Below are 26,612 nucleotides of genomic sequence, written 5' to 3' on the forward strand. Positions count from 1 at the left end.
AGGGTGGGGGAAGCGGTGCCCGGCCGGCCCCGGGGGCCGGCCGGGCAGTGACGGTCACTGGTAGTTCTTGGCGACGTCCTCGGCGAGCTTCTGGCCGTCGTCCAGCGCCTTGTCCACGCTGGTCTTGCCGGCGATGGCCGCGGAGATCTCCTGCGTCACCTTCGTTCCCAGGTCCTGGAACTCGGGGATGGCCACGAACTGGACGCCCACGGTCGGCCTGGGCTGGACACCCGGATTGGTCGGGTCGGCCCCTTCGATGGACTTCAGAGTGATGTCACCGAACGACGCGGCGGCCTTCTGGTACTCGGGGATGGCGTACGTGCTGGTCCGCTTGCCGGCCGGGACGCGCGCCCAGCCGAGCTTCTCTCCGACGAGCTTCTCGTACTTCTTGCTGGACGCCCAGAGCATGAACTTCGAGGCGGCGTCGGCGTTCTTGGTGGTCTTGGGCATGGCCCAGGCCCAGCTCCAGAGCCAGCCGCTGCTCTTGGTCTCGACGGTGGGTGCGTAGGCGTAGCCGACGTGGCCGGCGATCTTGCTGGAGGCGGGGTCTTCCAGCGACCCGGCGGCGCTGGTCGCGTCGTACCACATCGCGACCTTCTTCTGGCTCAGCGCGTTCAGGCACTCGGTGAAGCCGGACTGCGCAGCCCCCGCCTCGCCGTGCTGCTTGACCAGGTTGACGTAGAAGTTCGTGGCCTTCTTGAACGCCGCACTGTTGACCTGCGCTTTCCAGTCCTTGGTGAACCAGGTGCCGCCGAAGGTGTTGACCACGGTGGTGAGCGGGGCCCCGAGCTCGCCCCAGCCGGGCAGGCCGCGCAGGCAGATGCCGCGCATGCCGGCCTCGGCACCGTCGACCTTGGCCGCGATGTCGGCGATCTGCTGCCAGGTCGGATGCTCGGGCACCGTGACGCCCTTGGCCTTCATGACGTCCTTGTTGTACATCAGCATCGAGGACTCGCCGTAGAACGGCAGCGCGTACAGCTTGCCGTCCGAGCCGGACAGCGACTGCACCATCGGCTTGAGCAGGTCGGCCTTGTCGAAGCTCGTGTCCTTGTCGGCGTAGGACCCCAGCTCGTGCAGCCAGCCGTTCTTCTCCCAGATGGGCACCTCGTAGGCGCCGATGGTGGCGACGTCGTACTGACCGGCCTTGGTCGCGATGTCCTGGGTGACCTTGTCGCGCAGCTCGTTCTCGGGAAGGATCGTGAAGTTGACCTTGATACCGGTGTCCTTCGTGAACGTGTCCTTCGTCAGCTTCGCGATGTCCTCCATCTGCGGATTGCCGACCATCAGCACGTTGATGCTCTTGCCTCCGCCGGAGCTTGACGAGCCGCCTGCTCCGCTGCAGGCGACCAGCAGCGAGCCGGCGGTTGCGGCCGTGATGAGGACATGGGTCATTCTTCGTGCGCGCATGACTGACTCCAGGGGATGTTTCGAGGGCGTGAGGAACCAGGCCCCCGGGCTTGCGGGGGGTGGCGTAAGGGTGGGATATGGGGTTGAACCGCGGCTCAGGCCCGGATGACCTCGGGGCCCAGCAGTGAGTAGCGGTGTGCCTCGGAGGCGGGCAGCCCGGTGTCGGTGACGATCGCCTCGAACTCGGTGACCTCTGCGAAGCGACAGAAGCTCACGGCGCCGAACTTCGTATGGACCCCGGAGAACACCCGGCGCCTGGCGACTCTCATGACCTCGGCCTTCAGTGCGCTGACCGCAGGGTCGGGGGTGGTGAGTCCGTACTCGCGGGAGATGCCGTTCGCGCCGACGTACGCCAGGTCGATGACGAAGCCGGACAGCATGCGGGTCGCCCAGTGGTCGACCGTGGCCAGCGTCCCGCCACGCACCCGGCCGCCGAGCAGTAGCACCGTGATGCTCTCGGCGGAGGCCAGGTCACCAGCGGTGGCCAGCGAGGACGTGACCACGGTCAGTGGCCGGTCTCGGGGCAGGGCGGCGGCGATGAGCTGCGGGGTGTAGCCCTCGTCGATGAACACGGTCTCGGCATCCCCGAGCAGTTCGGCCGCAGCGGTCGCGATCCGGGACTTCTCGGGGACGTGCATGGTGGTCCGGAAGGCGAGCGTGGTCTCGAAGCCCGCACTCTCCACGGGACTGGCACCGCCGTGGGTACGGCGCACCAGCCCGTGCTCCTCCAGTACGTTCAGATCGCGCCTCACGGTCTCCTTGGAGACCCCGAGGTCAGCAGCGAGCTTTCCGACGTCCACGGATCCGGTACGGCGTGCCGTATCCAGAATCCGGCGTCTTCGCTCCTCGGTGTCCACGGCGACACCTCCGTTCCACGGCTCCGCGCGGTGTGCCCGCACCAGCAGATTCCCGAAGCCCTGCCCGTTCGGGCGTTCGGTGACTATTTCTACAAGCAGGCCGACCGGCTGACCAGGTTCGGCGTTAAGTACTTCATGACCGATTGTGCCCGTTTTTTCGAGTCCGGATCCCCTGGACGAGGCGGTGGAGGCCCCAGGGGGTGGGAGACCGCTGCCCGCTACTCCCGCTGAGCGTGCCCGTTCGCCGCCCGTTTCGCGGATGGATCAGGGCGCTGGGCCGGAGTCGACGCGTAAATCCGGTCGGCACCGCGCTGGGCGCCCCACGCCTCGCAGGGGAGACGGGCGCTGAGCCGGCTGGGCTGTCCATCCGGGACGCGTTCGGGACGCAGGTAGGGCACAAAGAGAGGCGCAGACTGACAAGGGTCGGGAAGCAGCAGCCTGCTGCACCCCCTTTGACCTGGGAATACGTCAAGGTGAGCGTGGATCGGCAAGGGCCGTCAAGATCCTCAAAGGACCCACGCCGCTCCGCTCGGAAGGTCACCTACCCCCTCTGGCCTGCGGCGGAGTGGCCGGTGAAGGGACGGGGCTGACGTGCCTGCGCAGCCTGGTCGGTGAGTCGGACAGTCCCTAGGGCCTGTCTTGTGGCTGCGGTCCATGTGCCGCTGGCGCGGCATGGCCGTGGCGTCGCGTGCCCTGGCACCAGCGCTCGCGGCGTTGTCGTCGGTCAACGACGCTCCGCGTCGCTTCCCTCCTCCGCCTTGCGATCACAGGCGCCGCAGAGACATCAGCCGCTGGCGCGGCGGGCCGCTCCTTCCCCACGGAGATCCACAAGACAGGCCCTAGGTGGCTGGGATGACCGTGGGGGCTAAGGGGTGAATTCCTGTTCGAGCTTGTCGACCGTTCCGTCCGCCGTGGCGTGGTACTTGAAGACCAGGCCGGAGTTGGGATGGGCCTCCAGCCAGTCGAGAAGCTCCTGCACGCCGATGTGCTGGTTCTCGCTGCTTTCGGTGATCGGGTTGGTGGCGGTGATGTAGGCGGCCTGGTCGAGCGGCAGGTCGTACTCCTTGCCGGTCGTCTCGAACGCCGGGCCGTCGGTGTCGGGGTCGGGGCAGCCCCAGGCACCGCCTTCACGATCAGGTTGAGGCTGCCGCCTTCGGGCGTGTAGCGGTACACGGCGACCTCGTCCGGTGAGATCGGCATCTTGTGGTCGCAGCCGGGTGTTGCGCCGGAGCCCCCGTCGGCCGCCGACGCGGCCGATGTCTTGGCGGCTGCCTTGGCCGTGGGGGTTGTGGGGGTCGTGGTGGGGGCCGTCGTGGCGGACGCCGTCGGCGGGGCGGTTGTCGCCGCGCCGAGGCCGGCGGAAGGCGCGGCGGTACCGGTTGCCTTGTCCTGCGTCGCGGTGGCCTTCCCGGAGCCGCCGCAGCCGGTCAGCGCGGCCGTGCCGAGCGCGGTGAGCAGGACCGCCGCGACTGCCGCGCGATGTCCCGGTCTGCTACGGCTCATTGAGTGTTCGTCGGCCATGGGTCCTCCCCTGCCAGGGACGGCCGCGGTGGCCGATCCTCTTGGTGATCCATTGGCGAACGTAGCAGCGGGAGTCGCTGTGCCAGGGTTTGCGGCTGTTCCGCCATATTCCCGGGACACAGCTGTTGCACAGGGGCGGCGAAGGTCCCGGTAGGGCGGTCGCATGTGACCACCCTGACGGGTCAACGGCCGGCCGGACCGGCGGGGCGAGGCCGACCGGACCTGGCGCCGGAGCTCGTGCCCGTGCCCGCCGCATCGTCGGGCAGCAGCCCGAGCCGGGCCAGGCTCCCGTCCAGCCAGGCAGCGGCCAGCTCCGCCCGGGAGCGGCACCCTGTGCGTTGGAACAGCCGTGTCAGCCGCTGCTCCACGGTCTTCTCGCTGCAGGCGAGGCCCACGGCGATCTGCCGGTTGGTCGCTCCGTCACTCACCATGCGCACCAGCTCGACGTCCAGTTCGGTCAGCTTCTCCCTGGCTGCGCGGAGCCTGGGCAAAGAAACGTTTCGCTGCTGCGCGGCACGGGTGACCGCCATGCGGAAGGGCCGCCCCATGCCGAGTCTGTGCGCGTTCCGTGCCCCCTCGGTGAGCCACGGCCGGGGATCCTCGACGACGCGCGTCAGGGACTGGCAGCAAACCACGCTCAGGTGAACGTCGCCTCGGCGGTTCACCAACCGGTAGCCGGTCAGCGCGCTTTCCACGTCGTGGTGCGCCAGGCCCCGTCCGATCAATACCGCCTCATGGGTCATGGGTGCGGCCGCCTCCTCGTGCAGTTCCTCCAGCTGCTCCAGGGCCTGACGGACCGCCTGCGGTCTGTCCTCCAGCGCGGCGAGCGTAAGGATGCGCAGCAGCACCCGCTCCACACCGGCGAGCAGGCCGCTCTTTCGCGCCTGCCGCACGTCGTGCCACGCCCCCTCAAGCGCCTCCTCCACCCCGCCCGACCAATACCGGACGCCCAGCGACGCCCGCGCCACCAGCGGATGGGTGACGGTGTCGGGGATCAGCTCGAGCCACGCGCGGGCACGTACGACGTCCCCGCGCGAGCAGTGGATCTCGGCGGCCAGGGCCCGCGCCAACTGGGCGGCGCCTGCCGTGCCGTCGGACCGGCTCCGCACCTCTATGCGACGGGCAGCCGCCAGCGCGGCGTCCCAGTCCCCTGCCAGGTAGTCACGCAGCATGGCCCGGTACCGGGTGGCGGTGCTGTCCCCCGCAGCGACATACCGGTCACCGAGGACGGCGGCGAAAGCACCGGCCAGGTCTCCGTAGGCGGCGGCGTCGCGCAGCCGGTCCAGGGACCGCTCGCCGATCGCGTCGGGCGGCAGGGTCTGCCGTGCCCGCCGCAGCTCGGCGTGGCTGCCCACCGCGGCGGCCAGCAGGCGCAACTCGGCGGGCGAGGGCAACGGCCCGGAGCGGCGCGCCGGACCGGTGCCCGAGGCGGGGTGCGGGGCGGGGTGCGCAGCGGAGCCCGGCCGGGGTGTCACCGGTCCGATGCCGTAGAGACCGCCGAGCGCCGCCGGCGCGGCCGCGGCGGGCAGCCGTTCCAGTGCCTCGCGGTACCGGGGGTCGGCGTCATCGGCGTACGGGGACCGGTGCTCGTGAAGTGCCGCCAGAACCCATGCGCTGGTGACGGTCTCCAGGCCGTCCGCGTTCTCGGCCCCCTGGGCGTGCGGCGCGTCCAGGCAGGCGAACAGCGGCTCGCCGATCGCCAGGAGCCCGGAGTGGTCGCCGTGCCGCAGGCTCAGGCTGCTCGCCTCGTGGAGCACGCCGGGCGTCCGCCGGTCCTGCGGCGCCAGCCGGCGAAGCGCCGAGGAGTAGGCGCGGACCGACGCGAGCCGGTCGGCCCTGGCGTCCTCGCGGGCCGCGGCCAGCAGCAGTGGTACCGCCAGCCCGTCATCCAGCCGGCGGCCGGCGGCTGCGGCGTGATCGGCCAGCCGGGGGTAAGCGCTGCCCGTGGCCTCGGCCCCCAGCCGGTCCGTCACCGGGGTGACGAACCGGGCGTACACCCCTTGCACGTCGCGCCAGGTGGGCAGGGTCCGCAAGGCCGCCCCGAGCGCCGGGACGGCGAACGACAGACGGCCGTCCTGGTCCACGGTCAGCACCCGGTCGGCGACCAGCCGGTCCAGCTTGCGCTCGATGGTCCGGGCGTCGGCCGACGGCCTCAGTTTGAGCACGTCGTCGAACCGCACTTCGGCGTGGTCCAGCACGCGAGCGGAGACGATCGCCGCCTCGACGGTCTCGGGGTCCGGAGTCGCGTCGGGCCAGCCGAGCCGGAGCAGCTCGGCCGGCTCCGTGGTCAACCGCAGCCGTCGCTCCGGGACCGTCAGGCACAGCCGGCCGTCGAGTTCCAGCAGGTCGCGCTCATCCAGCGAGTCAACCACCGACAGCACTGCCCGGGGGTTGCCCGCCAGTGTGCCCAGCGCACGCGACACGGCGTCCACCAGCGCGGGTTCGGCCGGACGGCCGAACCGCCCGGCGACTCGTGCGGCGACGAGCGCGGCGACGTCGGCCGGCTGCAACGGCGGCAGTTCGAGCCCCTGGTCGGCCGCGGCCGTCAGCTGCGAGCGGCCGGCGTCCGCCGCGGGCCCCGGCCGGCCGGCCATCACCACCGGTACGCCCCATGGGCGGAAAACCCGCAGCAGCAGCCCCCAAGCCTCGGCGACGCCCCGCGGCATGCGCTCGACGCCGTCGACGAGCAACGCGAAGGGGGCCTGGCGGGACGCCTCCGCCAGTGCCTCGCCGAAGGCGGAAAGCGCTGACAGCTCAGCCACCTCACCGTCCTGCTCCGCGGCACGCAACTGCGCCCGGCGGACAGCGCTGAGACGCAGCGGGCAGCTGTCGAGGTTCTTGACGACCAGGCCGAGGCCCGCGTCGGCGACGAGGGTCACGTCGGCGGTGTGCTCGGCGCCTTCCCAGCCGAGCCGCAGAACTCTGGCGCCCTTCTGAGCCGCCGCACGCCGCGCCTGCTCCACCACAGCGGTCTTGCCCATACCGGCATCGGCGGTGATCAGCAGGACACGCGCCGAGGCACCGGTGGCGCACAGGGCGGCCACCACTTCGCGGACTTCGCCGTCCCTGCCGATGACAGGTGCATGTTGCTGCTGCACGACGACTCCTCGCTCGTCCTCGTTCCCCCGGATGCGAACGGGCCTTCCCGCGGCGACGGTCATAATGTCAGCACAGGAACGGAGAACCCAGGCGCGGGGTCAGCCGGAGACGGCAGTGCTCAACGCCCGCCGGGTGCATGTCACCGAAAAGGGACACACGGGATGGTGGCTACGCGCTCGGGCAAGACCGAGCCGGCCCGCCGCGGTACGGCCGTGGGCGTGGACCGTACGAACGACTGCCTGCTCGGCCGCGAGCGCGAGTCGGACGAGACCCATGGCTTCCTGACCGACCCGGACGGCCCGCGTCCGGTGCTGGTGCGGGGCGAACGGGGAGCGGGGCGCAGCGCGTTCGTACAGGCCGTCGGTGACCGGCTGCGTGCGCAGGGGACCGCCGTGTTCCCGGTGGTCTGTGTTCCGGGCGACGGTGAACGGCCGCTGCTGCTGGCGCTGCGGCTCGTCATGGCGCTGGAGGAGCACCGGTCCGCCGCGGAGCAGCAGCGGCCGCCAGGACAGCCGGTCGCGCAGGCACTGTCCGCCGTCGACAGGCGCGACCGGACGGCGATGGACGAACTGCTCCGCGCCGCGCTCGCCCGGTCCGCGCCCGCAGCGGTGCTGATCGACGACGCCCAGCATTCCGATGCCGAATCCCTGGCCCTGCTCTGCCGGATCGATTTCCCGCGGCTCGCGCCCGAGGTCCGGCTGGTGGTCTCGGCGGCAGGGCACGGCGGGGCCGTGGAACGGCTGGCAGGCGTCGCGGGGGCAGGCACGGTGGTACTGCCCCGCCTGGGCCCGGAAGACGTCACGGCGCTGGTGGCGCGGCGGTTGCAGGCGACGCCCGACGCCGCCCTGGCCCGGCGGGTACGCCAGTTCACCCGCGGGGTCCCCGGGGCGGTCGACGCCCTGCTCACCGGCTGGACGCGGCAGGGCGAGATCCGGGTCGCCGACGGCCACGCCTTTCTCAACTCGAGGACGCCGATTCCGGTACTGCCGGAGGGCGACCGGTTCGTCGCGGCGCTGGACGCGCTGGGCGAGCCGTGTCGCGCGGTGGCAGCGGCGCTGAGCATCCTGTGGCCGCTCGGCCGGCCGGTCCTGGCAATGATCGCGGCGGCGACCGGGTTGCCCACCGAAGCCGTCCGCGACGGTCTGTGCCGCCTGGTCGAGGCGGGGATCGTCGACGAACTGCCCGGCCCGGACGGCACCGCGGTTCGAGGCGGGCGGGGCTGGACTTTCCGCCTTCCGCTGACGGAACACACCGTCCGGGAACGGCTGAGGCCGATGGAACGCAGCCGGCTGTCCGCCGTCGCGGTGGAGGCGCTGTGGGCGACCCCGGACGCGGCGGACGCCCTGCTCGACGAGGCGGACGCGCGGACCTACCTGCCGGACCGGATCGCGGACGCGGGCGCCCTGGTCGACCGTTCACGCGCGGTGGCCGAGCTGATGGCCGCTGCCGAACGGGTGCAGCCCGACCTCGAGGGCCTGGGGATGCTCCGGTGGTTCCGGGCCGCCGCCCAACTGATCGAGCAGCCCGCCGCCCGCGATCCGGTCCTCCAGCGGTACGCCGGCGCCGCCTACATGGCGGGCGACTACCGGACCGGGCGGACCATCGCGGAAGCGTTGCTGCGCAACCCGGGGGAAGCGCTGACCCCGCTGGCGCTGCAGCAGAACGCCTGCCTTCTGGTGGCGGCGACGGCCAACGAGATGAACTGGCCGACGCTGTCCCGGCAGGCGACGGCACCCTGGTGGGACGAACTGCCGCTGCCCGCCCTGGCCAGGGTGACCGGACAGGGCCTCGCCCTGTGCCGGCTGGGGAGATGGCAGGAGGCACTGGAGGTGCTCTCCCGGGCGGAACCGGTGTGGAACACCAGCCCGCACGCCCGTGCGAAGCCCGAGGTCTTCAGCGCGGTGGCGGAACTGGCGCTGGGCCGGCCGGAGCGTTTCCGCCGCGCGCTGGCCATGCAGAAGGCGCCGGAGCTGCTCCCCGACGCCGACTACGCGCTCGCCATGGCGATGTTCGACGAGCTGGCCAACGCCTGGGACCTGCCGGCGGCCAAGGCGCTGCTGGACTCCCGCGGGCTGACCGTCGAGATCCTGCCCCCGCTCAGCCGCTTCCTCTGGGACCACCTCGCGGGCCGGTGGGACGAGGCGATGGAGTCGGCTCGCCGGCTGCTGGCCAACAGCGAGGCCCAGGTTCCCGCGTCGGACAGTCAGCTGCTGCCCGCGCGGACCGCGGTCATCCTCCTCGCCAGGGGCCGTACCACGACCGCCCTCCAGGTGCTGGAGAACGCGCGCGGCCCGGAAGAGGGCCCGCCGCAGTATTCGCTGAACCTCGCCGAGGCGGAGGTGCTGCGGACCCTCGGCGACCTGGACGGTGCCGAGCGGACGCTGATCCGCGGACTGGACGGGGCCGGCGCGAGCGGACAGGTCCACAACACCGATGAACTGTGGGCCCTGCTCGCCGAGGTGCGTGCCGAGGCGGGGCGCACCGCCGAGGCGCTGACCTGTCTGGAACGCCTGGGGCGGATCGCCGACCGGACGGGCAGCGAGCGGACGCGGCTGCGGTATCTGGTGGCGTCGGCGCGGGTTCTGCGGCAGGACGCCTCCGGCACCGCGCGCGGGTATCTCGGTGAGGCGGTGGGCCTGGCCCGCTCCCGCGGCCTGCCGTTCGAGACGGCGATCACCCTCGTGGCGGCCGCCCACGCGGGCGCGGGCCCGGCCACGCTGCTGCACGAGGCGTACGAACTGTTCGGCGTGACCGGCGCCGCCCTGTGGCGCTTCCACACCAGGACCGCCATGCGCGAGGCCGGACTCACCGGCCCCGGCCGCAAGCAGGCCACCTCCGAGAACGAGCACCTGCTGGCCACCCTGATCGCAGAAGGGCTCACCAACCGCCAGATCGCCACCGTGCTGCGACTCAGCGAGGACGCGGTCGCCCAGCGCCTGTCCCGGCTGTTCACACGCACCGGACTGCGCTCCCGCACCGAACTCGTCACCGCCGTGATCACCGGCTCCCGCTGACACCGCGGACGGGGCGGATCGCGTCAGGTTTCCCTGCCCTTAGCAGGCGAGGGGCCGAGGACACCGGAGCAACTGATCATGCGTGGCAGCATCGGGCTTCGATTCGGACAGCACGATCCAGAAGGATGTTCATGCGCAAACTGACTTCGGCAATCGCTGCCGTTGTACTGGCATTCGCGGGGGCGGTGGCGAGCAGCCCCGCCCAGGCGGCGACGGAAGCGGAGTACGTCGCGCTCGGGGATTCGTACGCGTCCGGGGTCGGCGCGGCCCCGTACGACGCCTCCAGCGGCGACTGTCTGCGGAGCCCGAACAACTATCCCCACCTGTGGGCGGCCGCTCACCCCAAGTACACGTTGAAGGACGCCACCTGCAGCGGTGCGACCATCGCGGACGTGCGAAACAACCAGTTGTCCGCCCTGAGCTCCACGACCAACCTCGTCACCATCACGGTGGGCGGCAATGACGCCCAGTTCGCATCGGTGGTGGAGGCGTGCCTCACCCAGAGCGACAGCTACTGCAAGACGGCCACGCTGTGGATGTCGTACTACGCCAGGAACCAGCTGGTGACGGAGCTCGCCGGCCTGTACGCCGACATCAAGGCCCGCTCACCACGGGCACTGATACTCGTCCTCGGCTATCCGCAGGTGCTCTCCACGACCGGATCGTGCGGCGCGATCGACCTCAGCTCCGCCAAGCGCACCTACATGAACGGGTTCGCCGACGCTCTGGCGGAGGGCACCCTGGCCGCGACGGTCTCCGCGAGCGTCTACTTCCTCGACATGCGGAAGCAGTTCAGCGGCCACGAGGCCTGCGGCTCCGACCCGTGGATCAACGGTGTCGACCTGACCGACCTCACCGCGATCTTCCACCCCAACCTGACGGGGTACACGAAGGGCTACGCCGCGAAACTCAGCAACACCTGGGGCTGACCCCCTGGGCGGCCCGGGGCGGAACCGTCCCGGGCCGCCACACCCGCCACTCGTTCTCTCAGGCGCCACGGTCGGCCAGGCCGCAGCCTTACAGCCCGCCCACGCCGGCGTCGACGCTCCTGCCGCGCTGAAGGTCCCCGACGGCAACCGGCTCACCGGTCTCTTCTCCGCCGAGGGTGTCCAGACCTACATCTGCACCGATGGCGCCTGGAAGTTGCTGGAGCCCGCCGCCACCCTCTGGGCCGAGAACGACGGCTCCCACCGCCCCGTCGCCCCTCCACTCCCGCGGCCCCGTCCGGGTGTCCACGGTGGACGGCAGTGCCGTCAATGCCACCGCCGTCGCCAACTCTCCCAAGACCGGCACCATCCCCGAGCTCCTCCTGCAGTCCACCGCCACTCGTGGCACCGGGGTCTTCGCGGGCGTCTCCTACATCCAGCGCCTCAACACCCACGGTGGCGTCGCCCCCGTCACCGCCTGCACCGGCACCGGCCAGATCCGGCGGAGGCGCCTCCGGACGGTCCGGAGGCGCCTCCGCCCCTGCCGTGGTGTCACCACAGGTCGCCGTCGCGTGCCCAGCGCATTCCGGAGGCTCCGTCATCGGCCGCCCGCACGGCCAGCACCTGGTTCACGCCCATCGTGTTCCGTTCGAAGCCCACCGCCGAGGCTGCCATGTAAAGACGCCAGATCCGGGCCCGTGCCGGTCCGACGAGGCGTACCGCCTCGTCCCAGTTCTCCTCCAGCCGGGTCACCCAGGAACGCAGGGTCACTGCGTAGTGCTCGCGCAGCGCCTGGACGTCGCGGACCTCGAAGCCGGCTTCCTCCAGAAGCCCGACGGTCGCGCCCACCGGCGTCAGTTCCCCGTCGGGGAAGACGTACCGGTCGATGAAGCCGTTGAGCCGGTAGTCCTTCTCGCCGGGGATCGGGCGGCGGGCGATCTGGTGGTTGAGCAGGCGCCCGCCGGGCCGCAGCAGGTCGTGCAACTGCCGGGCGTACCTGCGGTAGCCGGCCGTTCCCACGTGCTCGGCCATGCCGATCGAGGAGACCGCGTCGTAGGGGCCGTCGGTGACCTCCCGGTAGTCCTGCACCCGGATCTCGATCCGGTCGGACAGCCCGGCCCGGGCGACGCGTTCGCGGGCCAACTGTGCCTGCTCGGTGGAGATGGTCACGCCCACCACGTCCACCCCGTGGTGCTGGGCGGCGTGCAGCGCCATCGATCCCCAGCCGCAGCCCACGTCCAGGAGCCGTCCGCCCTTTTCGAGGGCGAGTTTGCGGCACACCAGGTCGAGTTTGGCGGCTTGCGCCTGCTCCAGGGTCGCGCCCGGTGCGTCGGGCCCGGTTTCCCAGTACGCGCACGAGTAGACCAGGGACGGGCCCAGCATCAGGGCGTAGAAGTCGTTGCCGGCGTCGTAGTGGTGGCTGATCGCGGCCCTGTCCCGGCGCAGGGTGTGCGCCGGGCCCCGACGAGGCGGGACCTCCTCGGCAGGGCGCGGCGGCGGCAGCGGGTTGCCGACCAGGGGCAGCACCTCGCGCAGCGCGGACATCGCCGCCACGACCCGTCCGGCGGTCCTGGCCCCTCGTTGGAGCTCGTCCTCCTTGCCCTCGTCGGGGCTCTGCCGGCTGTCACGGTCCCACAGCACCTGCGAGAGGCGGTCCAGTACGTCGTACAGGTCGCCCTCGACCTCCAGGTCTCCGGTGACCCAGCCCCGGGCCAGACCGAGGTCGTCGGGCTGCCACAGCAGGTGCCGCAGAGCCGTGCGGTCACGCAGGACGAGTTCGGGGCCGTCCGCAGGCCCGGCGACACTGCCGTCCCACGCGCGAATCCGCAAGGGAAGGGGCGCGCCCAGTAGCTGTTGGGCACACCGGGCCATGACGACTGCTGCCTCGGGCATGAGGTTCCTTTCGGTGCGCCTAGGGCTCGGCTGCTCGCAACGTCGCTGGTCAGCCGCGCAGGTGGTCCCCGGCCGGGGAGCCGGGGACCACGTTGTCCCCGGGGCTTGCGAGCGAATCCGGGTGTGCGCCGATGGGTACGTGCTGAGGCATGCGCTCTCGCCCCAAGGGACCCGGTGACCCGTTCATGATGTTCGGAAGCCCGATGGTGCCACGCATGATCAGCTGCTCAGGTGCCCTCGGCCCCTCACCTGCTAAGGGCAGGGAAACCTGACGCGATCCGCCCCGTCCCCGGTGTCAGCGGGAGCCGGTCATCACGGGCGGTGACGACTGCGGTGCGGGACCGCCGTCCGGTGGAAGCGCCACAGGGCGGCGCCGGTCACGCCGAACAGTTTGGTGATCGCCGTCTGTTGGTCACAGAGTTGCTTGTCGCCGGGTTCGTACCGGGAGGGGGCCAGGACGGACGACCCACCCCGCTGGGCAGGCGTTCGCGGAGTACGGGCGGATCGGCAAGACCCTGCACCTGCTGCGTGTCGTCGACCCGGCAGACGACACCTACCGGCGACAGATGAACCGGCAGCTGACCGTCCAGGAGTCCCGCCACAAGCTGGCCCGGGATATCTGCCAGGGCAAGCGCGGGCAGATCATGCAGCCGTACCGGACTGGTCAGGAGGACCAGTTCGGCTCGCTCGGGCCGGTCCTCAACGTCCTCAACGCCGCGGCGCCGTGGACGACCCGCTACGTGGACGCCGCCGTCGCCCAACTACGGGCGCTGCCCGCCGGCGAGCGCGAGCACGACGTCCCGGACGAGGACGTGGCCCGCCTCGCCCCGCCCCGCTGTCTATGTGTCTATGCTTCGGGCTGCTGAACGCCGAAGGACTGCGCAGCCTGGGCACCCCGGGGAAGCATCAGTGCTGAGCCTGTGTGGAGGGTGATTCCTGTCGGTGTGAATTTCTTGGCGTCGACCGACGACTCCCCGGTGCCGGGATTGCGGGCGTAGCGCGGATGGGCGCCTCCGCTGATCTGCCAGCGAATACGGTGGCCAGCGGCGAAGCGGTAGGCCGTGAAGCTCATCGAGACGGTGACCTCCGAAGGCGCCTGCCCAACCGTCCTCAGCTGAGCCAGCCCGTCACAGACGTTGGTGGAACGCCCTTGTGCGTCCACGTCGCACAGGCGGGTGAAGACGTCGGCGTATCCGGTGTCCGTTGAGATACTCAGCCGCGCGGAGACCGGGCCGAGGACGTCCACGGGCTCGGCCAGCGGCGGGCCGGTGAACGTCAGAACGTCCTCTCGGGCCTCCAGGGCGCTGTTGTCGCGAGGTCCGGCATTCGGGGAGAGGAGCGGGCCACCGAGCGACGGGGTGGGGGCCGCGGGGTCGTAACGGAAGGACGTCAGCGGTGTGATGTCCGTGGGGGTCTGCTGGGTGAGATACCCGTCCGGGGCGGGGAACCATGACGTGGCGGCCGGAGACAGCGGCCAGTCATCGAGGTCCTGCCACGCGTTTTCGCCGCCGATGTGGATGCGTACTCCGGTGGGGCGCAGGCCGGAGGGGTCGGCGCACAGGTGCGCGCGCAGCCAGGCGAGGCTCTCGGCGAACACCTCGGGCCAGCCCTGTTGAAGTGCGGAGGTGTGTGTCCAGGGGCCGACGAGCAGGGCGGTCTCGCATCCGGCCTGACGAAGCCGGGCGTACTGCTCGAAGGTCTGGTCGACCAGTGCATCGTGCCACCCGGTGATCAGGCTGGTGGGCACGCTCAGCCGTTCCGCTGCCTCTCCCGGGGAGGCGCCGACCCAGTACGGATCGTTGGCATCCGGGTGTGTCATCACGTCGTCCAGCCAGGGCACTTCGCGCCCAAGGGCTGACACGTGCGCCCCGCGCAGCGGCTGCGCGGTGATGATTCCGCGCAGTCGGCGCTGCAGGCGCAGTGTCGCTCTCACAAACGGCGCCATCCCCCGGTGCTGGTACGTCATGCCGAGGCCGACGAGGAGGGCGTTCTCCAGGCGGAGTGCACCGTCTGCGTGGAACAGGGCGTAGGGATCGTGCAGACCCACCTGCACCACCATCGCCTTCAGTTCCGGCGGCGGGTCCAGAGCGAGCGCCCACTGCACATAACCCAGGTAACTGGGGCCGACCGTGCCCAGTATTCCGTTGAACCAGGGCTGGTCTCTGAGCCAGGACACCGTGGCCTGGCCGTCCGCGGCCTCGTTGCGCCACAGATCGAACTGACCGCCTGATCCGCCGGTGCCGCGGCAGCTCTGCAGGACCACGTGGAAGCCCTGTTCGGCGAAGAGCATGCCGTACATGGGTGACCACGGCAGGCCCCTGCCGTACGGAGAGCGCACGACAAGGGTGGGAAAGTCGCCCTCTGCGCGAGGAAAGTAGTGATCCGTGATCAACGGGCTGCCGTCAGCGGCCGGAGCCACCAGCCCCGGCTCCCACCCGACTTCGTGCCGTTTGGCCGGGAGATTGCGCCAGATCGCTCTCATCATCCGCGAGGACAACGGCGGCTTCCCCGAAGGTGGTGGCCAGGCCGGGTTCAACGCAGCGTCGTGCGTAGGTGACGTCATCATTCCCCTCCACTATTCTCGTACGGTGTACGAGAATAGTGGATGCTTGGATGACTTCCACAAGTGCCGCAGCGAGGAGAAGGGGCTTACCGAGATCGTGACGCGTGATGGCCTGTCCGGCGCCAGGGGCGTCGACCCCCAGCAGCTCTGGCTGAGCCCAACCGCGCCCCGCAGGGGGCGCAGGCCCGCCTTCAGCCGCGAGGTGATCACAGTGGCAGCCGTCGCCCTGGCGGACACCGAAGGGCTTGACGCGGTCACCATGCGGCGGGTCGCCTCACAGGTCGGAGCCGGTGTCATGTCGCTCTACAGCTACGCCCCCGACAAGGAGACGCTGCTGGAACTGATGGTCGACCACGTCAGCGGCGAACTGCCGACGACGGACGCACCCACCGGCGACTGGCGCGCCGACCTGAAAACCATCGCCCACCTCCAGCGTGCCCTCATGCTGCGGCACCCCTGGCTGCCCGGCGCCCTGTCCACCCGCCGGACGCTCGGCCCCAACACCCTGGCTTTCCTGGAACGAGCACTTGCCGCCCTGCGACCCACCGGACTGGACGGCGCAGCGAACCTGGAGGTCTTCGCGCAGCTCACCGCATTCGTAGCAGGGCACGTCACCTACGAAATCGCGCAGGCCACAGCCGCACAATCACCCGACCGGGCCGCAGCCGAAGCCCGCTACCTCGCCGCTGTCGCCACGGACGGCCACCACCCAGAGCTGGCCCAAGCCCTCTCCGCCCCCGGACGCCTCCTCACTCCCGAAGCCACGTTCACCCGTTTCCTCAACCGCCTGGTCGACGGCCTCGACACCGAGTGATCCGGAACCCACCTACCACCATCCCCGCCCCTCGCCGGCGGCCAACGCCCGGTGACGAGTCGTCGTCGGTACGGTGGCACCCCTGTGGCCCCCAGTCGCCGACCTGGGAAGTACCGGAAAACCAGAGAGAAGCAGTCAGAGCTCCCATGGCGAAAGAAAACGTGACGGTGTGCCTTCCCTCCTGCGGTAGGGAGGAGGTCCACGAGGCCATCAGCGCGGCCATGGCTCCCTACGACTACAACCGCGAGGACGTCCCCGACGACCCCTTGTGGATGGGCGAGTGGGACTACTGGCAGATCGACGGCCGTGGTTGTGAATTCCCCGTGCTCACCGGGTCCGAAGATGACCCCTGCCTCATCAGGGGCGAGCTGGATCTACAAGGCCTGCCCCGCGTCTTCCCGCCCGGCACCTGCGACGGCGGCCCCCGAGGGCTCCTGGACTTCGACGCCGCCCGCCGGCCCGCGGCCGCCGCGGCCGCCCGCGACTTCCACGACTGGCACGATTTCGCAGCCCGCCACCCCGCCGCCCGCCCGCTGGACTTCTTCTGGGAGAAGCACCGGGGAGACCCCGCCTACCCGCCCCGCCGCGTTCACGAGGAGTACCTCGGCCAGGCCGTTCTCAAGGCTCTCCACGACGAACGACCCGACCTGCGTGATCGGATCGGAAGCTACCCGGTGGGCGGCATCGGCGACGACCTCGCCGCCTACGTGGAGGAGCGGGCCTCGGCCGTCCTGCCCACCAGTGCCCTGCTGACCCTGGACGGCCAATGGCGCGGTATCGCGGGCCTGGAACCGCGCCGCTGCTTCAACGCCTACCTCGATGAGCTGCCGGCCGACGCGATCGTCGTCCGCGTCCTGTACCACGGGTAGGGCAGAGCGAGGGATCCACGGTCTCCCACGAGTCGAGCCAGGCGCCCCAGAAGGCCGTCGGCGGGTCGCCTCGGAGCTGTCTCCGTCCGTGGGCAAAGGCACTCCGCTGCTCGCGGCTTCGACGACGTAGCCTCGGACGGCCGTCACCTGCGCCGTCACATCCGGGCTGTTCCCTTCCGCCCCGCTCATCGGCGTCACCCGGAGCGGGCGTCGCTTGTACCTTTGTGAAGACGGTCGAGTGGTTTTGCTCGGCGCTCCGGGGGTCAATAGACCTGTCACGTGATCGAGCGACGATGAGTGATCATGCAGCCATGGGCCTCATCGATACTCTCGCGCGCGTGGACGCGGATCTTGCCGCGGGGCGGGTCCCCATGGCGCGGCAGCGTCTGCGCGGCCTGGTGACCTCCTTCCCTCAGGACCTTCTGTTGCGGCGCCGTCTGGGCGAGGTCTACCGGTTGTTCGGCGAGCCGGCGCAAGCCGGGCGGTGGATGTACCTCGAAGTGGACCGGGATCCGTCGGAGACTTCCGCCTTCGAGGAGCGGTATTCCACGCCGCTTCAGCGGATGCGGGCACTGGCGTGGCGCGCGCCTGAGTCCCTCGCCAATACCGCGTTCGCAGCCCAACAGCTGGCGGCCGTACGCAAAGCCAGCTCGGACTACGTCGGCCGACCCGTCGACTGGAGCACGATCCCTCTGGATCGCGACGACGCACCGGAAGACGAGAGGAGCTCGTTCGCCGATGGGCTCGCCGGCGCTGGAGTGATCCTCATGGTGCTGGGGTTCTTCGCCATCTGGGGGGTTGGCTTCATCGCTTTCGTCCGTTGGCTCTGGCGGTAACCGCAGGTGGCGGCGTGGGGTGCCCGGCTGTCGCAGCGAGGCTGGAGCGGCTCCCGGCGCGACGACTCACCTCTGAAGTGCAGGGCTACGCCCGACAGAGCTGTGACGCAGCTCACCAGGAAACGGTGACAGGACGTTGTCGCGGACAGGGGCGACTGTCGACGGCATGACGATCACCGATGAGGACTGCCTCGCCGAGACCCTGGCATTCAACAAGCAATTCGAGGCCACCGCCGCGAGCCGCCCGACTCGCGGGGAAACGCCGGACGCAACCGTGCTGGCAGCCCTGCGGCGCAACCGGCTCGGTGGCAACACGCCGCCGGTGAGACTGCCGCAGGGCCAGGACCACGTCGTTGCGGGCGGGGTGACAGTCCGGACGTTCGTGCCGGAGCGCGTCGAAGGCGTATACCTGCACATACACGGAGGTGGCTGGGCGTTCGGCTCGGCGGGCGGCCAGGATGCGAGGCTGTGGCACCTTGCCGAGCAGGCACGGCTGGCCGTGGTGAGTATCGAGTACCGCCTCGCGCCGGAACACCCGTTCCCCGCCGCGCCCGACGACTGCGAAGCCGCCGCCCGGTGGCTCGTGGACCACGCCGCAGCCGAGTTCGGTACCCAACGGCTGCTGATCGGTGGCGAATCGGCCGGCGCCCACCTGAGCGTCATCACGCTGCTGCGCCTTCGCGACCGGCGCGGCATCACTGGCGCGTTCCGGGCGGCCCACCTGCTCTTTGGCCCGTACGACCTGTCGATGACACCGAGCCAGCGATTGTTTGGATCCAAGCGGCTGCTGAGCAATACAGACACGCTGCGGGGCAGCTATGAGCTGTTCACACCGGAGATGGGGGCGGAGCAGCGCCGCGACCCTGAGGTCTCGCCCCTGTTCGCCGACCTGGTCGGCCTGCCCCCCGCCCGGATCGTCGTCGGCACCGAGGATCCGCTGCTGGACGACTCACTGTTTCTGGCCCAACGGTGGCAGACGGCAGGAGCGCCCGTGCAGCTGGGCGTCGTCGCCGGCGCGATGCACGGCTTCACCTTGTTCCCCCTGACCATCACCGAGCGGGAACTGCGGCGTGAGCGGGACTTCCTGGCCACAGCCTGACTGACGGTAGCGTCGGCATCATGAACCGCACTGCTCGGCTCTATGCGCTGGTCGAAGAGTTGCGCGCGGCGGCGCCGCGGCCGCTGACGGTCGCGGCGCTCGCCGCACGATTCGAGGTCAGCACGCGCACGGTGCAGCGCGACCTTCAGACGCTGATGGAAGCCGGTGTCCCGGTGCGCACCACACCCGGGCGAGGCGGGGGCTGGTCGATCGACCCGGAGATGACCATGCCCCCGATCCGGTTCACCGCCGATGAGGCTTCGGCGCTGGCCACCGCGCTCGCCGCGGCCAACGCCTCCACCCCGTTTGCCGGTGCGGCCCGCACGGCAGCCCAGAAGATCGTGGCCTCGATGACCGGTCCCGCCTCGGCAGTGGCTCAGGAACTCGCCTCACGAATCGTTGCGCTGCCGTCGCGGACCGACTCCGCGGTCCGCACCGCTGTGGAACAGGCCCTCACCACAAACACGGTGCTGCGGCTGTCCTACGTCGATGCGGCAGGACGCGAAAGCGACCGCGTGGTGGAACCGGCCGGACTGCTCACCGCCGACGGCCGGTGGTACCTCATCGCCTGGTGCCGCACACGGAGGGCCGGCCGGGGCTTCCGCCTGGACCGGATCGCAGCAGCGGCTCCAACCGGTGAGCAAGCGCAGCCCCATGACCTGACCGAACTGCTGCGCGGCTCAGCCGCCGCCGGTGCAACGCAGCCCATGGCGCTGACAGGTCCTAGCCGACGCTGAGCACCATGCCGGGTTTCACCCTCGCGTACAGCCACTTGGCGTCGGCCGTCCGCAGCCCGATCCAGCCGTGCGTGACATCGCTCTTGCCGGGTGCGGTCTCGTCGTACGTCAGAGCGAGGACGTAGTTCGTACGCCCGTCGGCCGTGCGCAGTTCGACGACCCACGGCAGCGTGACGTCGTATGCGCCGGCGAGGCCGAGCGCCGCGCTGTCCATGGCCTTCGTGGGGAACTTGGCGGTCACGGTCATCAGCCCGGTCGGCGTGGGGTACTGGAAGGTGCCCGACGAGACGGGCAGCTCGCGGCCGGCGATGGTGAGCAGCCGCCGGGAGAGGTCGACCGTGGCGGCGGGCCGGGTCGAGGGCGTGGTGCCCGAAGCCGCCGCAGCCGGACGCTGCCCGGTGCCGCCGCCGAGGCCGGTGGTGAAGCCGAGGACGACGGTGGCCACGACGGCGGCGGCGGTTCCGGCGAGGGCCCCGTGCCGTCGGCGCCTGCGCCAGGCCGCCCGGCGGCGGATCTCGGTGCCGGGGACCTGCGGGGGCGTCTGGTGGGCGTCGGCGACATCCCGCAGCGCGGTGGTGAGGTCGCGGTCATCGGACACGGCCGTCCTCCTTCTCCCCCAAGTGGCCGGCGAGCGCCGCCCGGCCGCGCGCCAGCCGGGCCTTGACGGTCCCGACGGGGGCGCCGGTCTCGGAGGCTACCTGCTCCACGCTCAGGTCGCACAGATGGTGCAGCACGACCGCCATCCGCTGCGCCTCCGGCAGCTGCCGCAACGCCTCGACCAGGGCGGCGTGTTCCGGGCCCGGCCCGGGCGTGTGCGCCTCCGGCGGCGTACGCCGTACGAGCTCCAGCCAGCGCCGCGCCCGGCGCCAGCGGCTCACGGCCAGCCGGGTGGCCACCGTACGGATCCACGCCTCCGGCGCCTCGTCGGCGAGGAAGTCGCTCCGCCGGTCCCAGGCCCGTACGAACGCCTCCTGCACGACATCCTGCGCCTCGCCGTGGTCACCGGTCATGGCGAACAACTGGCCCACCAGCCGCGGGAACGCGGACGCGTAGAACGCGTCGAACTCGTCCTCCGTCATGTCCCGCCGCCCCCGAAAATTCCCGCCATCGCATGCAACCCGGCTTGCCCCGCCGTGCGTACAGGTCGCGTACATCGAAGCACAACGAGGGGGGAACCCGATGACCACGGGAGTCAGGATTCGTCACGCGGCCCGGGCCTGGACAGCGGCGGCCGCTTGCGCGCTCGCGCTCGCGGCCTGCGCGAAGCCGGTGGCCGGCGCGAGCCCGGCGCCGGCGACCTCCACACCGGCGTCCCCGCCCGCACGTACGGCTACGCCGACACCTACGCCGACGCCCACGCCCACACCGGAGCCCGCGGCCCTCAAGGGCGTACACGTCAACATCGCCGACGGCCGGACGGTCGGCGTCGGCATGCCGATATCGCTCACCTTCGACCGCCCCGTCGCGAGCGCCGAACGGGCCGCCGTCGAGCGGTCCTTGACCGTGACCACCGCCCCGCAGGTCACGGGCGCCTGGAGCTGGATAAAGGACCGCAACCTTCTGGACGGCCAGCGCCTCGACTACCGCCCCCGCACCCCCTGGGCCCCCGGCACCGCCATCACTCTCCGGGCGGGCTCAGCCGCTGCCCGCCACTTCACTGTCGGCCGTTCACTGGTCGCCACCGTGAACGTCGCCACCCACACCATGACCGTGGTCAAGGCCGGTGTCACCCGCCGCGTCCCCATCACCGCAGGCGCACCCGGAATGGACACCTGGAACGGCACCATGGTCGTCTCCGACAAGCAGCGCCGCGTCTTCATGGACTCTCGCACCGTCGGCTACGGCGACGCCTACCAGGGCTACTACAACTACGCCGTCCACCTCACCACCTCCGGCACCTACCTCCACGAGAACCCCAAGGCCGACCGCTACGCCGGCCGCCGGAACGTCACCCACGGCTGCGTCGGCCTCTCCACCGACGGCACCGCCCGGAGCTTCTTCGACGAGGTCATCCCCGGTGACATCGTCCGCGTCGTCAACTCCAAGGACACCGTCGCCCCCGGCAACGGCTACGGCGACTGGAACCTCCCCTGGGACCAGTGGCTTGCGGGCAGCGCGTTGGGCCTTTCGTAGGACTGTCGGTGGTTCGACAGCGTGTACAACGGGTGAGGACGTAACCATTCATACAGGATGAGGTGTCATCTAATGGGCGGATTCGCTCATTCCTGCATATGAGAGGTTATCGATCGCCCATGGCCAGCACCCGCAGAGTCCGCCGCACCGTCCTGGCCGCCGCCCTTGCCGTGGCGGCGCTCACCGCCCCGGCAGTCGCGCAGGAGCCACCGCCGAGCCCCTCGTCGTCGGCCACACAGAACCCCGTGGTCAAGAAGGGGACCCCTGTGACGACGATCGACCGGGTCGCGGACTTCTACGGCGCGTACATCGATGCCGTTTACGACGGAAGCCGTGGCCGCCGCCTCGCCACTGACCTGCGGAACCACTACTTCACCGCCGGCCTGCAGCGAACCCTTTTGGCGTGGGAGCGCCGCAATCAGGCGGACGGCGTGCTGCGCGCGCAGAACGCGCCGACCGCCTGGGCCGTCAAGTACGACAGCAGCGGTTCGGGCCACCTGTGGAGCCTGGTACGGCTGACCTGGGGGACGGGGACCTGGGGGACCGGAGCGCAGCCTACGTACAGCTATTTTCGCGTGCAGTCCGACATTCACACGAGGCTGATCTCGGACATCTACCCGATCCGCCGCTCGTCGGCGGGGACGGCGAAGTAGCCGGCCCCGGTCACTGGAAGGCTGCGTGCTCCGCGAGCCAGGCCAGGTAGTGCGGGCTGCGCGCGACCGCGTCCGCGTAGGCGCGCTCGGCCCGCTCGGCGATGGCCGGCAGGCACCGGGCCAGGGCGCTGCCGCGGCGCCAGACCAGGACGTGCCGGATGCGCGGGGGTGAGCCGGCCAGCGGGCGCGGGACCACGCCCGGGGTGCTGCCAAAGGTGGCCTGGCCGAGGCCGACGGCCTGGCCGGCGGCGATGAGTTCACGGGCGGCGGAGGCTTCGGCCTCGTGCCGTACCGTCGCGGTGAACCCCTGCGCGGCGCAGAGCGCGGTGAAGGCCTCCATCATGCCGCTGCCCTGGCTGACCGGGAGCACCCAGCGGGCATCCCGCAACTGGCCGATGCCGACGCAGGGCCGGGAGGCCAGCGGATGCCCCGCGGGCAGCAGGACGAACGCGGGCTCGGTGGCGACGGTGAACGTGTCCACCTCGGGCGGCAGGGGCGGCCCGTCGTCGCGGGCGTACTCCACCACGGCGGCCAGGTCCTGCTGGCCGCTGGCGACGAGGCCGAGCACGGTGCTCACGTGGGTCTCGGTGCGCAGGGTGACCTCGGTGTCGGGGAAGACGCTCTGCAGTCCGTCCAGGAGGCCCACCATGAGAGGTCCGGGATTGGCGGCGTAGCGCAATGGCCTGCGGCCGCCCATGAAGCCGACGTGGGCGGCCGCCTCGCGCTGGAGTGCGTCGAAGGAGGCGATCACCGAGCGCGCCTTGGCCAGTACGAACTCGCCCAGCGCGGTGGGTGCGGCGCCCTGTCTGGTGCGGACGAACAGCGGGCCGCCCAGTAGCCGTTCGATGCGGCGGAGCTGGGCGGTGAGGGTCGGCTGGGCCGTGCCGAGCTGAGCGGCGGCCTTGGTGATGCTGCCCGCCTCACCGATGGCGCAGATGACCGTAGATGCCGGACTTCCAACCGAGCCGTTCCCCGGCCGACCTGCTGGCCGCCCGGGAGGCGATCGCGGCCTGGTCCCGCATGGGCTACGGCTTCCTCGGCCGCACCCCCGACTACAAGGCCGCGTTCATGTCGGGCCTGGCCGCCAACGCCGACTTCTACGGCGATTTCGCGCCCAACGCCCGCAATTGGTACCGGGAGTTCACCGCCAAGGGCCTGTACCTCAACCACGTCATCATCAACCCGCCCACCGACCGCAAGCAGGCCATCCACGACATGCGTGACGTGTTCGTGCACGTAGAGCGGGAGACCGACGCCGGGATCGTGGTCTCCGGCGCCAAGATGCTCGCCACCGGCTCGGCGATCACCAACGCGAGCTTCGTCGCCCCCGTCGCGTCCGCCGCCCTGACCCCCGGCCACGGCGAGGACTTCGCGGTCGTCTTCTTCGCCCGGATGGAGAACCCGGGCGTCAAGCTCATCTGCCGCACTCCCTATGCCGCCCGCGCCGGGCTGCCCTTCGACGCCCCGCTGTCCAGCCGCTTCGACGAGAACGACGCCGTGCTCATCCTGGACCGGGCGCTCATCCCCTGGGAGGACGTCCTCGTCCACCGCGACATCGAACGGGCCACCGGCTTCTACGCCCGCTCCGGCTTCGCCAACCTCTACAACTTCCAGTCCGGCACCCGGCTGGCCGTCAAACTGGAGCTCATGGCGGGCCTGTTGTCCCGGGCGACCCGCTCCAACGGCACCGACGCCTTCCGGGGTGTCCAGGCCGCCGTAGGAGAGCTGGTCACCATGCGCAACATGGTGTGGGGCCTGACCACCGCGATGGCCACCGACCCCGAACCCGGCACCGACGGCATCATGCTGCCCAAGCTCGAGTACGCCTCCACGATGCGCATGTACAACGCCCAGGTCTGGGACCGGGTGCACGAGCTGTTCGAGACCGTCCTCGGCGGCTCACCCCTGGTCGTCCCCTCCGCGGCCCGGGACCTGGACCACCCAGAACTGCGGCCGCTCGTCGACCGGTTCTACCGTGGTTCCGACACCTCGGCCCACGACCGGATCAAGCTGTTCAAGCTGGTCTGGGACGCCATCGGCAGCGAGTTCGGCGGACGGCACGAACTGTACGAGCGCAATTACTCCGGCAACGGCGAGCAGGTCCGCCTCGACGCCCTGAAATGGGCCACCGCCCGAGGCGCGGTCGCGCGGTACGAGGGCTTCGTCCAGGAGTGCCTGGACGACTACGACCTCGACGGCTGGACCCGCGGCCCCTGGGACTCGGCGCCGGCGAAGCCGTGAGCGCAGCCCGGCTTCCGGTGGTCCGTCACCCGCATGGACAGTCCCAGTGGCACATCGACGCCTACGGGTGCTTGCTGGTCCTAGGGCCTGTCCGGGCGGACAGGCCCTAGTCGTCCTCCGGGTGACCCATCGGCAGGGAGAGGAGGCGTAGGACCGCGCATGGAGAGGAAGCTTCAGGCACTGCGCACGCCACGAGCCGCGGGACTGGTGGGGATCATCTTCGCCTTGCTGCTCGCTGCGGCCATCATTCTGGTCCGTCTGGCGATCCCGGACGAGTCCGGCAGCGTGGGCGGCAGCTGGGCCACTGACCCCTCGCGTCGGCGAACGGTGCAGACGGCGCTCAACCTCATTCCCTTCGCGGGCATCTTCTTCCTCTGGTTCATGGGCGCTGTGCGCGCACGGATCGGAGAGGCGGAGGACAAGTTCTTCGCCACGGTCTTCCTCGGCAGCGGTCTGCTGTTCGTGGCGACATTGTTCGGGGCCGCGGCGTCGGCCGGAGGCCTACTGGTCACGGCCGATGCGTCCGCGGACGGCTCCCAGCTGCAACTGTGGTCCTTCGGCCGTGACTTCACCTTCAGTCTTCTGACGACCTACTCCATGCGCATGGCCGCGGTATTCACCTTCTCGACCTCCAACATCGGGCACCGGCTCGGAGTCCTTCCGCGCTGGCTTTCCTTCCTGGGCTATCTCGTCGCCCTGACGCTGCTCCTCGTGACGGGCAGCATCGCCTGGTCCGAGCTGGTCTTCCCCATGTGGGCTCTGGTCGTCAGCCTCTACATCCTTGTGGCCAGTTTCCGCCCCCGGCCCGCACCCGCCGTCGGGTCCTGATCATCACACCCCGGATCACCCATCTGGGTGTGTGACGGAACGGTGGTCCCTATTCGAGGTCGATCATCCGGTCGGGGCGAGGGAGTCGATGTCCTCCATGAAGCTCAGCATCCGGGCGTTGAGCAGGTCGGGGTGGTCGATCGCGGGGCCGTGGCCTGTGTCGGCGACGATCTCGGCGCGGGCCCCGGGGATCAGGCGCGGCACGCGCTCCAGTTGCCGCTTCGGGTGCACGAGCAGGCTTCGTTTGCCGAGGACGAGGTAGAGCGGGGTGCGGATGGTACGCAGTTCGTCCTCGGTCAGCGGCAGCGGCGCGGGGCGGCGTATCCGGAAGGCCCGGACGCTCGCCCGGATCCACGCGCGCAGCTCGGGAACGACGAGTACCGGCTGCTCCAGCCAGGAGGCGAGAGGCGGGCGCAGTGCCTTGGGGGCGAAGGTCGCGAAGAAGCTGACGAAGATCCAGACGAAGAAGCGCAGGCCCACCTTCTCCAGGCCGCCGGGGTCGAGCAGGGTGACCGAGGCGAGCCTGCCGGGCCTGCGGTGCGCCTGGTTGAGCACCAGCCAGCCGCCGTATGAGGAACCGACGAGGTGGACCCGGTCGAGGGCGAGCGCGTCGAGCGCCTCGTCGAGCCACTGGGCCGCGTGCTCCGGCTGCCACATCGGCTCGCGCTGGACGCTGCGGCCGGGGTCGCCGGGGGTGTCGAGCGCGTACACGGGGCGTTCGGCACTGAGCGCGGGGGTGTTGGGGTACCACTGGGCGGAGCAGCCACCGGAACCGTGGATCAGGACGACCGGCGTACGGGACTCGTCAGCGGGGTCCGCGGGGTCCGCGGGGCCGTACCGGTAGACGTGCGTGGTGCCGAAGCTCGTCTCCACGTCCGTCTCGGAGCGGGCGGGCGCACCCAGTGCGTAGAGGACGTCACAGGCGGCGAAGTACCGGTCGCGCAAGGCGTCGTTCACGTAGTGGCCGATGTCGCGTCGCGGGCGGGTTCGGGTCGTGTTCTCGGGCACGGAGGCACCTCCGGGGAGATCCGTTCTTCGTGATACGACCGTACCATGATGTTGATACGGCAGTATCATGAAGGACGTCGGGGAGCCGGCCGGCGAACTCACCACAGACGGGCG

The 26,612-nt window shown here is 70.7% G+C and carries 20 protein-coding genes and 3 pseudogenes; 13 read left to right on the forward strand and 10 right to left on the reverse strand.

Annotated features, from left to right (window positions below):
- Positions 1 to 54: 54 nt before the first annotated feature.
- From OG607_RS31500 to OG607_RS31510, 3 genes are all read right to left on the reverse strand, one after another.
- On the reverse strand, positions 55 to 1,407 hold the full coding sequence (locus OG607_RS31500) for an ABC transporter substrate-binding protein (RefSeq protein WP_405730660.1): 1,353 nt from the start codon (positions 1,405 to 1,407) through the stop codon (positions 55 to 57).
- Positions 1,408 to 1,502: 95 nt separating this feature from the next.
- Positions 1,503 to 2,264 carry a DeoR/GlpR family DNA-binding transcription regulator gene (locus tag OG607_RS31505; RefSeq protein ID WP_405730662.1) on the reverse strand — a complete coding sequence of 254 codons (762 nt, stop codon included), beginning with the start codon at positions 2,262 to 2,264 and terminating at the stop codon, positions 1,503 to 1,505.
- A 1,703-nt stretch (positions 2,265 to 3,967) separates the two neighbouring features.
- Complete coding sequence (locus OG607_RS31510; RefSeq protein WP_405730664.1) at positions 3,968 to 6,883, reverse strand: AAA family ATPase; 2,916 nt, start codon at positions 6,881 to 6,883, stop codon at positions 3,968 to 3,970.
- 162 nt (positions 6,884 to 7,045) lie between these two features.
- Between OG607_RS31510 and OG607_RS31515 the strand changes: the two genes are divergently transcribed.
- The 3 genes and pseudogenes from OG607_RS31515 to OG607_RS31525 form a co-directional block, all read left to right on the forward strand.
- Positions 7,046 to 9,898, forward strand: coding sequence for an AAA family ATPase (locus OG607_RS31515; RefSeq protein WP_405730666.1), 2,853 nt, complete (start codon positions 7,046 to 7,048; stop codon positions 9,896 to 9,898).
- A 131-nt stretch (positions 9,899 to 10,029) separates the two neighbouring features.
- The gene (locus OG607_RS31520; RefSeq protein WP_405730668.1) at positions 10,030 to 10,827 is read left to right on the forward strand and encodes an SGNH/GDSL hydrolase family protein; all 798 of its coding nucleotides are present in this window, start codon (positions 10,030 to 10,032) and stop codon (positions 10,825 to 10,827) included.
- A 4-nt stretch (positions 10,828 to 10,831) separates the two neighbouring features.
- Positions 10,832 to 11,324, forward strand: a pseudogene (locus OG607_RS31525) (DUF3455 domain-containing protein); the annotation flags it as partial.
- Between the two features lie 52 nt (positions 11,325 to 11,376).
- Here OG607_RS31525 and OG607_RS31530 read toward each other — a convergent pair.
- The gene (locus OG607_RS31530; protein ID WP_405730670.1) at positions 11,377 to 12,717 is read right to left on the reverse strand and encodes a class I SAM-dependent methyltransferase; all 1,341 of its coding nucleotides are present in this window, start codon (positions 12,715 to 12,717) and stop codon (positions 11,377 to 11,379) included.
- Between the two features lie 467 nt (positions 12,718 to 13,184).
- Here OG607_RS31530 and OG607_RS31535 point away from each other — a divergent pair.
- Positions 13,185 to 13,547 (forward strand): annotated as a pseudogene (locus OG607_RS31535) (Tn3 family transposase); the annotation flags it as partial.
- Positions 13,548 to 13,564: 17 nt separating this feature from the next.
- On the opposite strand, the gene OG607_RS31540 reads toward OG607_RS31535, so the two are convergent.
- A complete protein-coding gene (locus OG607_RS31540; RefSeq protein ID WP_405730672.1) occupies positions 13,565 to 15,280 on the reverse strand; it encodes a CocE/NonD family hydrolase in 1,716 nt (571 codons plus the stop codon).
- A gap of 97 nt (positions 15,281 to 15,377) precedes the next feature.
- On the opposite strand from OG607_RS31540, the gene OG607_RS31545 reads away from it, so the two are divergent.
- The 5 genes from OG607_RS31545 to OG607_RS31565 all read left to right on the forward strand — a co-directional run bounded on the left by OG607_RS31545 (position 15,378) and on the right by OG607_RS31565 (position 19,635).
- The gene (locus OG607_RS31545) at positions 15,378 to 16,094 is read left to right on the forward strand and encodes a TetR/AcrR family transcriptional regulator (RefSeq protein ID WP_405737176.1); all 717 of its coding nucleotides are present in this window, start codon (positions 15,378 to 15,380) and stop codon (positions 16,092 to 16,094) included.
- 146 nt (positions 16,095 to 16,240) lie between these two features.
- Positions 16,241 to 16,963 carry a hypothetical protein gene (locus OG607_RS31550; RefSeq protein ID WP_405730674.1) on the forward strand — a complete coding sequence of 241 codons (723 nt, stop codon included), beginning with the start codon at positions 16,241 to 16,243 and terminating at the stop codon, positions 16,961 to 16,963.
- Between the two features lie 311 nt (positions 16,964 to 17,274).
- Positions 17,275 to 17,799 carry a DUF6584 family protein gene (locus OG607_RS31555; protein WP_405730676.1) on the forward strand — a complete coding sequence of 175 codons (525 nt, stop codon included), beginning with the start codon at positions 17,275 to 17,277 and terminating at the stop codon, positions 17,797 to 17,799.
- Between the two features lie 166 nt (positions 17,800 to 17,965).
- Entirely contained in the window at positions 17,966 to 18,898 is a 933-nt protein-coding gene (locus OG607_RS31560) for an alpha/beta hydrolase (RefSeq protein WP_405730678.1), read from the forward strand.
- A 20-nt stretch (positions 18,899 to 18,918) separates the two neighbouring features.
- Positions 18,919 to 19,635, forward strand: coding sequence for a helix-turn-helix transcriptional regulator (locus OG607_RS31565; RefSeq protein WP_405730680.1), 717 nt, complete (start codon positions 18,919 to 18,921; stop codon positions 19,633 to 19,635).
- Here OG607_RS31565 and OG607_RS31570 read toward each other — a convergent pair.
- Both OG607_RS31570 and OG607_RS31575 read right to left on the reverse strand, forming a co-directional pair.
- A complete protein-coding gene (locus tag OG607_RS31570; RefSeq protein WP_405730682.1) occupies positions 19,622 to 20,233 on the reverse strand; it encodes a L,D-transpeptidase in 612 nt (203 codons plus the stop codon). The two genes, OG607_RS31565 and OG607_RS31570, sit on opposite strands and share 14 nt — an antisense overlap.
- Positions 20,223 to 20,714 carry a SigE family RNA polymerase sigma factor gene (locus OG607_RS31575; RefSeq protein ID WP_405730684.1) on the reverse strand — a complete coding sequence of 164 codons (492 nt, stop codon included), beginning with the start codon at positions 20,712 to 20,714 and terminating at the stop codon, positions 20,223 to 20,225. Before OG607_RS31575 ends, OG607_RS31570 begins: the two co-directional genes overlap by 11 nt.
- A 100-nt stretch (positions 20,715 to 20,814) precedes the next feature.
- Between OG607_RS31575 and OG607_RS31580 the strand changes: the two genes are divergently transcribed.
- Positions 20,815 to 21,768 carry a L,D-transpeptidase gene (locus OG607_RS31580; protein ID WP_405730686.1) on the forward strand — a complete coding sequence of 318 codons (954 nt, stop codon included), beginning with the start codon at positions 20,815 to 20,817 and terminating at the stop codon, positions 21,766 to 21,768.
- A 119-nt stretch (positions 21,769 to 21,887) separates the two neighbouring features.
- Positions 21,888 to 22,421, forward strand: a complete 534-nt coding sequence (locus OG607_RS31585) for a hypothetical protein (protein WP_405730688.1) — start codon at positions 21,888 to 21,890, stop codon at positions 22,419 to 22,421.
- A 10-nt stretch (positions 22,422 to 22,431) separates the two neighbouring features.
- Here OG607_RS31585 and OG607_RS31590 read toward each other — a convergent pair whose 3' ends face one another.
- Both OG607_RS31590 and OG607_RS31595 read right to left on the reverse strand, forming a co-directional pair.
- Complete coding sequence (locus OG607_RS31590) at positions 22,432 to 23,172, reverse strand: LysR family substrate-binding domain-containing protein (RefSeq protein WP_405730690.1); 741 nt, start codon at positions 23,170 to 23,172, stop codon at positions 22,432 to 22,434.
- Positions 23,173 to 23,208: 36 nt separating this feature from the next.
- Positions 23,209 to 23,358, reverse strand: a pseudogene (locus OG607_RS31595) (LysR family transcriptional regulator); the annotation flags it as partial.
- A gap of 8 nt (positions 23,359 to 23,366) precedes the next feature.
- On the opposite strand from OG607_RS31595, the gene OG607_RS31600 reads away from it, so the two are divergent.
- Together OG607_RS31600 and OG607_RS31605 are read left to right on the forward strand one after the other, a co-directional pair.
- On the forward strand, positions 23,367 to 24,662 hold the full coding sequence (locus OG607_RS31600; RefSeq protein ID WP_405730692.1) for a 4-hydroxyphenylacetate 3-hydroxylase family protein: 1,296 nt from the start codon (positions 23,367 to 23,369) through the stop codon (positions 24,660 to 24,662).
- Positions 24,663 to 24,821: 159 nt separating this feature from the next.
- Positions 24,822 to 25,490 carry a hypothetical protein gene (locus OG607_RS31605; RefSeq protein ID WP_405730694.1) on the forward strand — a complete coding sequence of 223 codons (669 nt, stop codon included), beginning with the start codon at positions 24,822 to 24,824 and terminating at the stop codon, positions 25,488 to 25,490.
- 63 nt (positions 25,491 to 25,553) lie between these two features.
- On the opposite strand, the gene OG607_RS31610 is transcribed toward OG607_RS31605, so the two are convergent.
- Entirely contained in the window at positions 25,554 to 26,498 is a 945-nt protein-coding gene (locus OG607_RS31610) for an alpha/beta fold hydrolase (protein WP_405730696.1), read from the reverse strand.
- Positions 26,499 to 26,612: the final 114 nt, after the last annotated feature.

Source organism: Streptomyces sp. NBC_01537, from assembly GCF_045040445.1.
In the GTDB taxonomy this organism is placed as follows: Bacteria; Actinomycetota; Actinomycetes; order Streptomycetales; family Streptomycetaceae; genus Actinacidiphila.

Bases quoted from the DNA above. Each gene is read 5' to 3' on its own strand.
- OG607_RS31500 (WP_405730660.1), bottom strand. From the start codon at position 1,407: ATGCGCGCACGAAGAATGACCCATGTCCTCATCACGGCCGCAACCGCC.
- OG607_RS31515 (WP_405730666.1), top strand. From the start codon at position 7,046: ATGGTGGCTACGCGCTCGGGCAAGACCGAGCCGGCCCGCCGCGGTACG.
- OG607_RS31520 (WP_405730668.1), top strand. From the start codon at position 10,030: ATGCGCAAACTGACTTCGGCAATCGCTGCCGTTGTACTGGCATTCGCG.
- OG607_RS31530 (WP_405730670.1), bottom strand. From the start codon at position 12,717: ATGCCCGAGGCAGCAGTCGTCATGGCCCGGTGTGCCCAACAGCTACTG.
- OG607_RS31540 (WP_405730672.1), bottom strand. From the start codon at position 15,280: ATGACGTCACCTACGCACGACGCTGCGTTGAACCCGGCCTGGCCACCA.
- OG607_RS31550 (WP_405730674.1), top strand. From the start codon at position 16,241: ATGGCGAAAGAAAACGTGACGGTGTGCCTTCCCTCCTGCGGTAGGGAG.
- OG607_RS31555 (WP_405730676.1), top strand. From the start codon at position 17,275: ATGGGCCTCATCGATACTCTCGCGCGCGTGGACGCGGATCTTGCCGCG.
- OG607_RS31560 (WP_405730678.1), top strand. From the start codon at position 17,966: ATGACGATCACCGATGAGGACTGCCTCGCCGAGACCCTGGCATTCAAC.
- OG607_RS31565 (WP_405730680.1), top strand. From the start codon at position 18,919: ATGAACCGCACTGCTCGGCTCTATGCGCTGGTCGAAGAGTTGCGCGCG.
- OG607_RS31575 (WP_405730684.1), bottom strand. From the start codon at position 20,714: ATGACGGAGGACGAGTTCGACGCGTTCTACGCGTCCGCGTTCCCGCGG.
- OG607_RS31580 (WP_405730686.1), top strand. From the start codon at position 20,815: ATGACCACGGGAGTCAGGATTCGTCACGCGGCCCGGGCCTGGACAGCG.
- OG607_RS31585 (WP_405730688.1), top strand. From the start codon at position 21,888: ATGGCCAGCACCCGCAGAGTCCGCCGCACCGTCCTGGCCGCCGCCCTT.
- OG607_RS31600 (WP_405730692.1), top strand. From the start codon at position 23,367: ATGCCGGACTTCCAACCGAGCCGTTCCCCGGCCGACCTGCTGGCCGCC.
- OG607_RS31605 (WP_405730694.1), top strand. From the start codon at position 24,822: ATGGAGAGGAAGCTTCAGGCACTGCGCACGCCACGAGCCGCGGGACTG.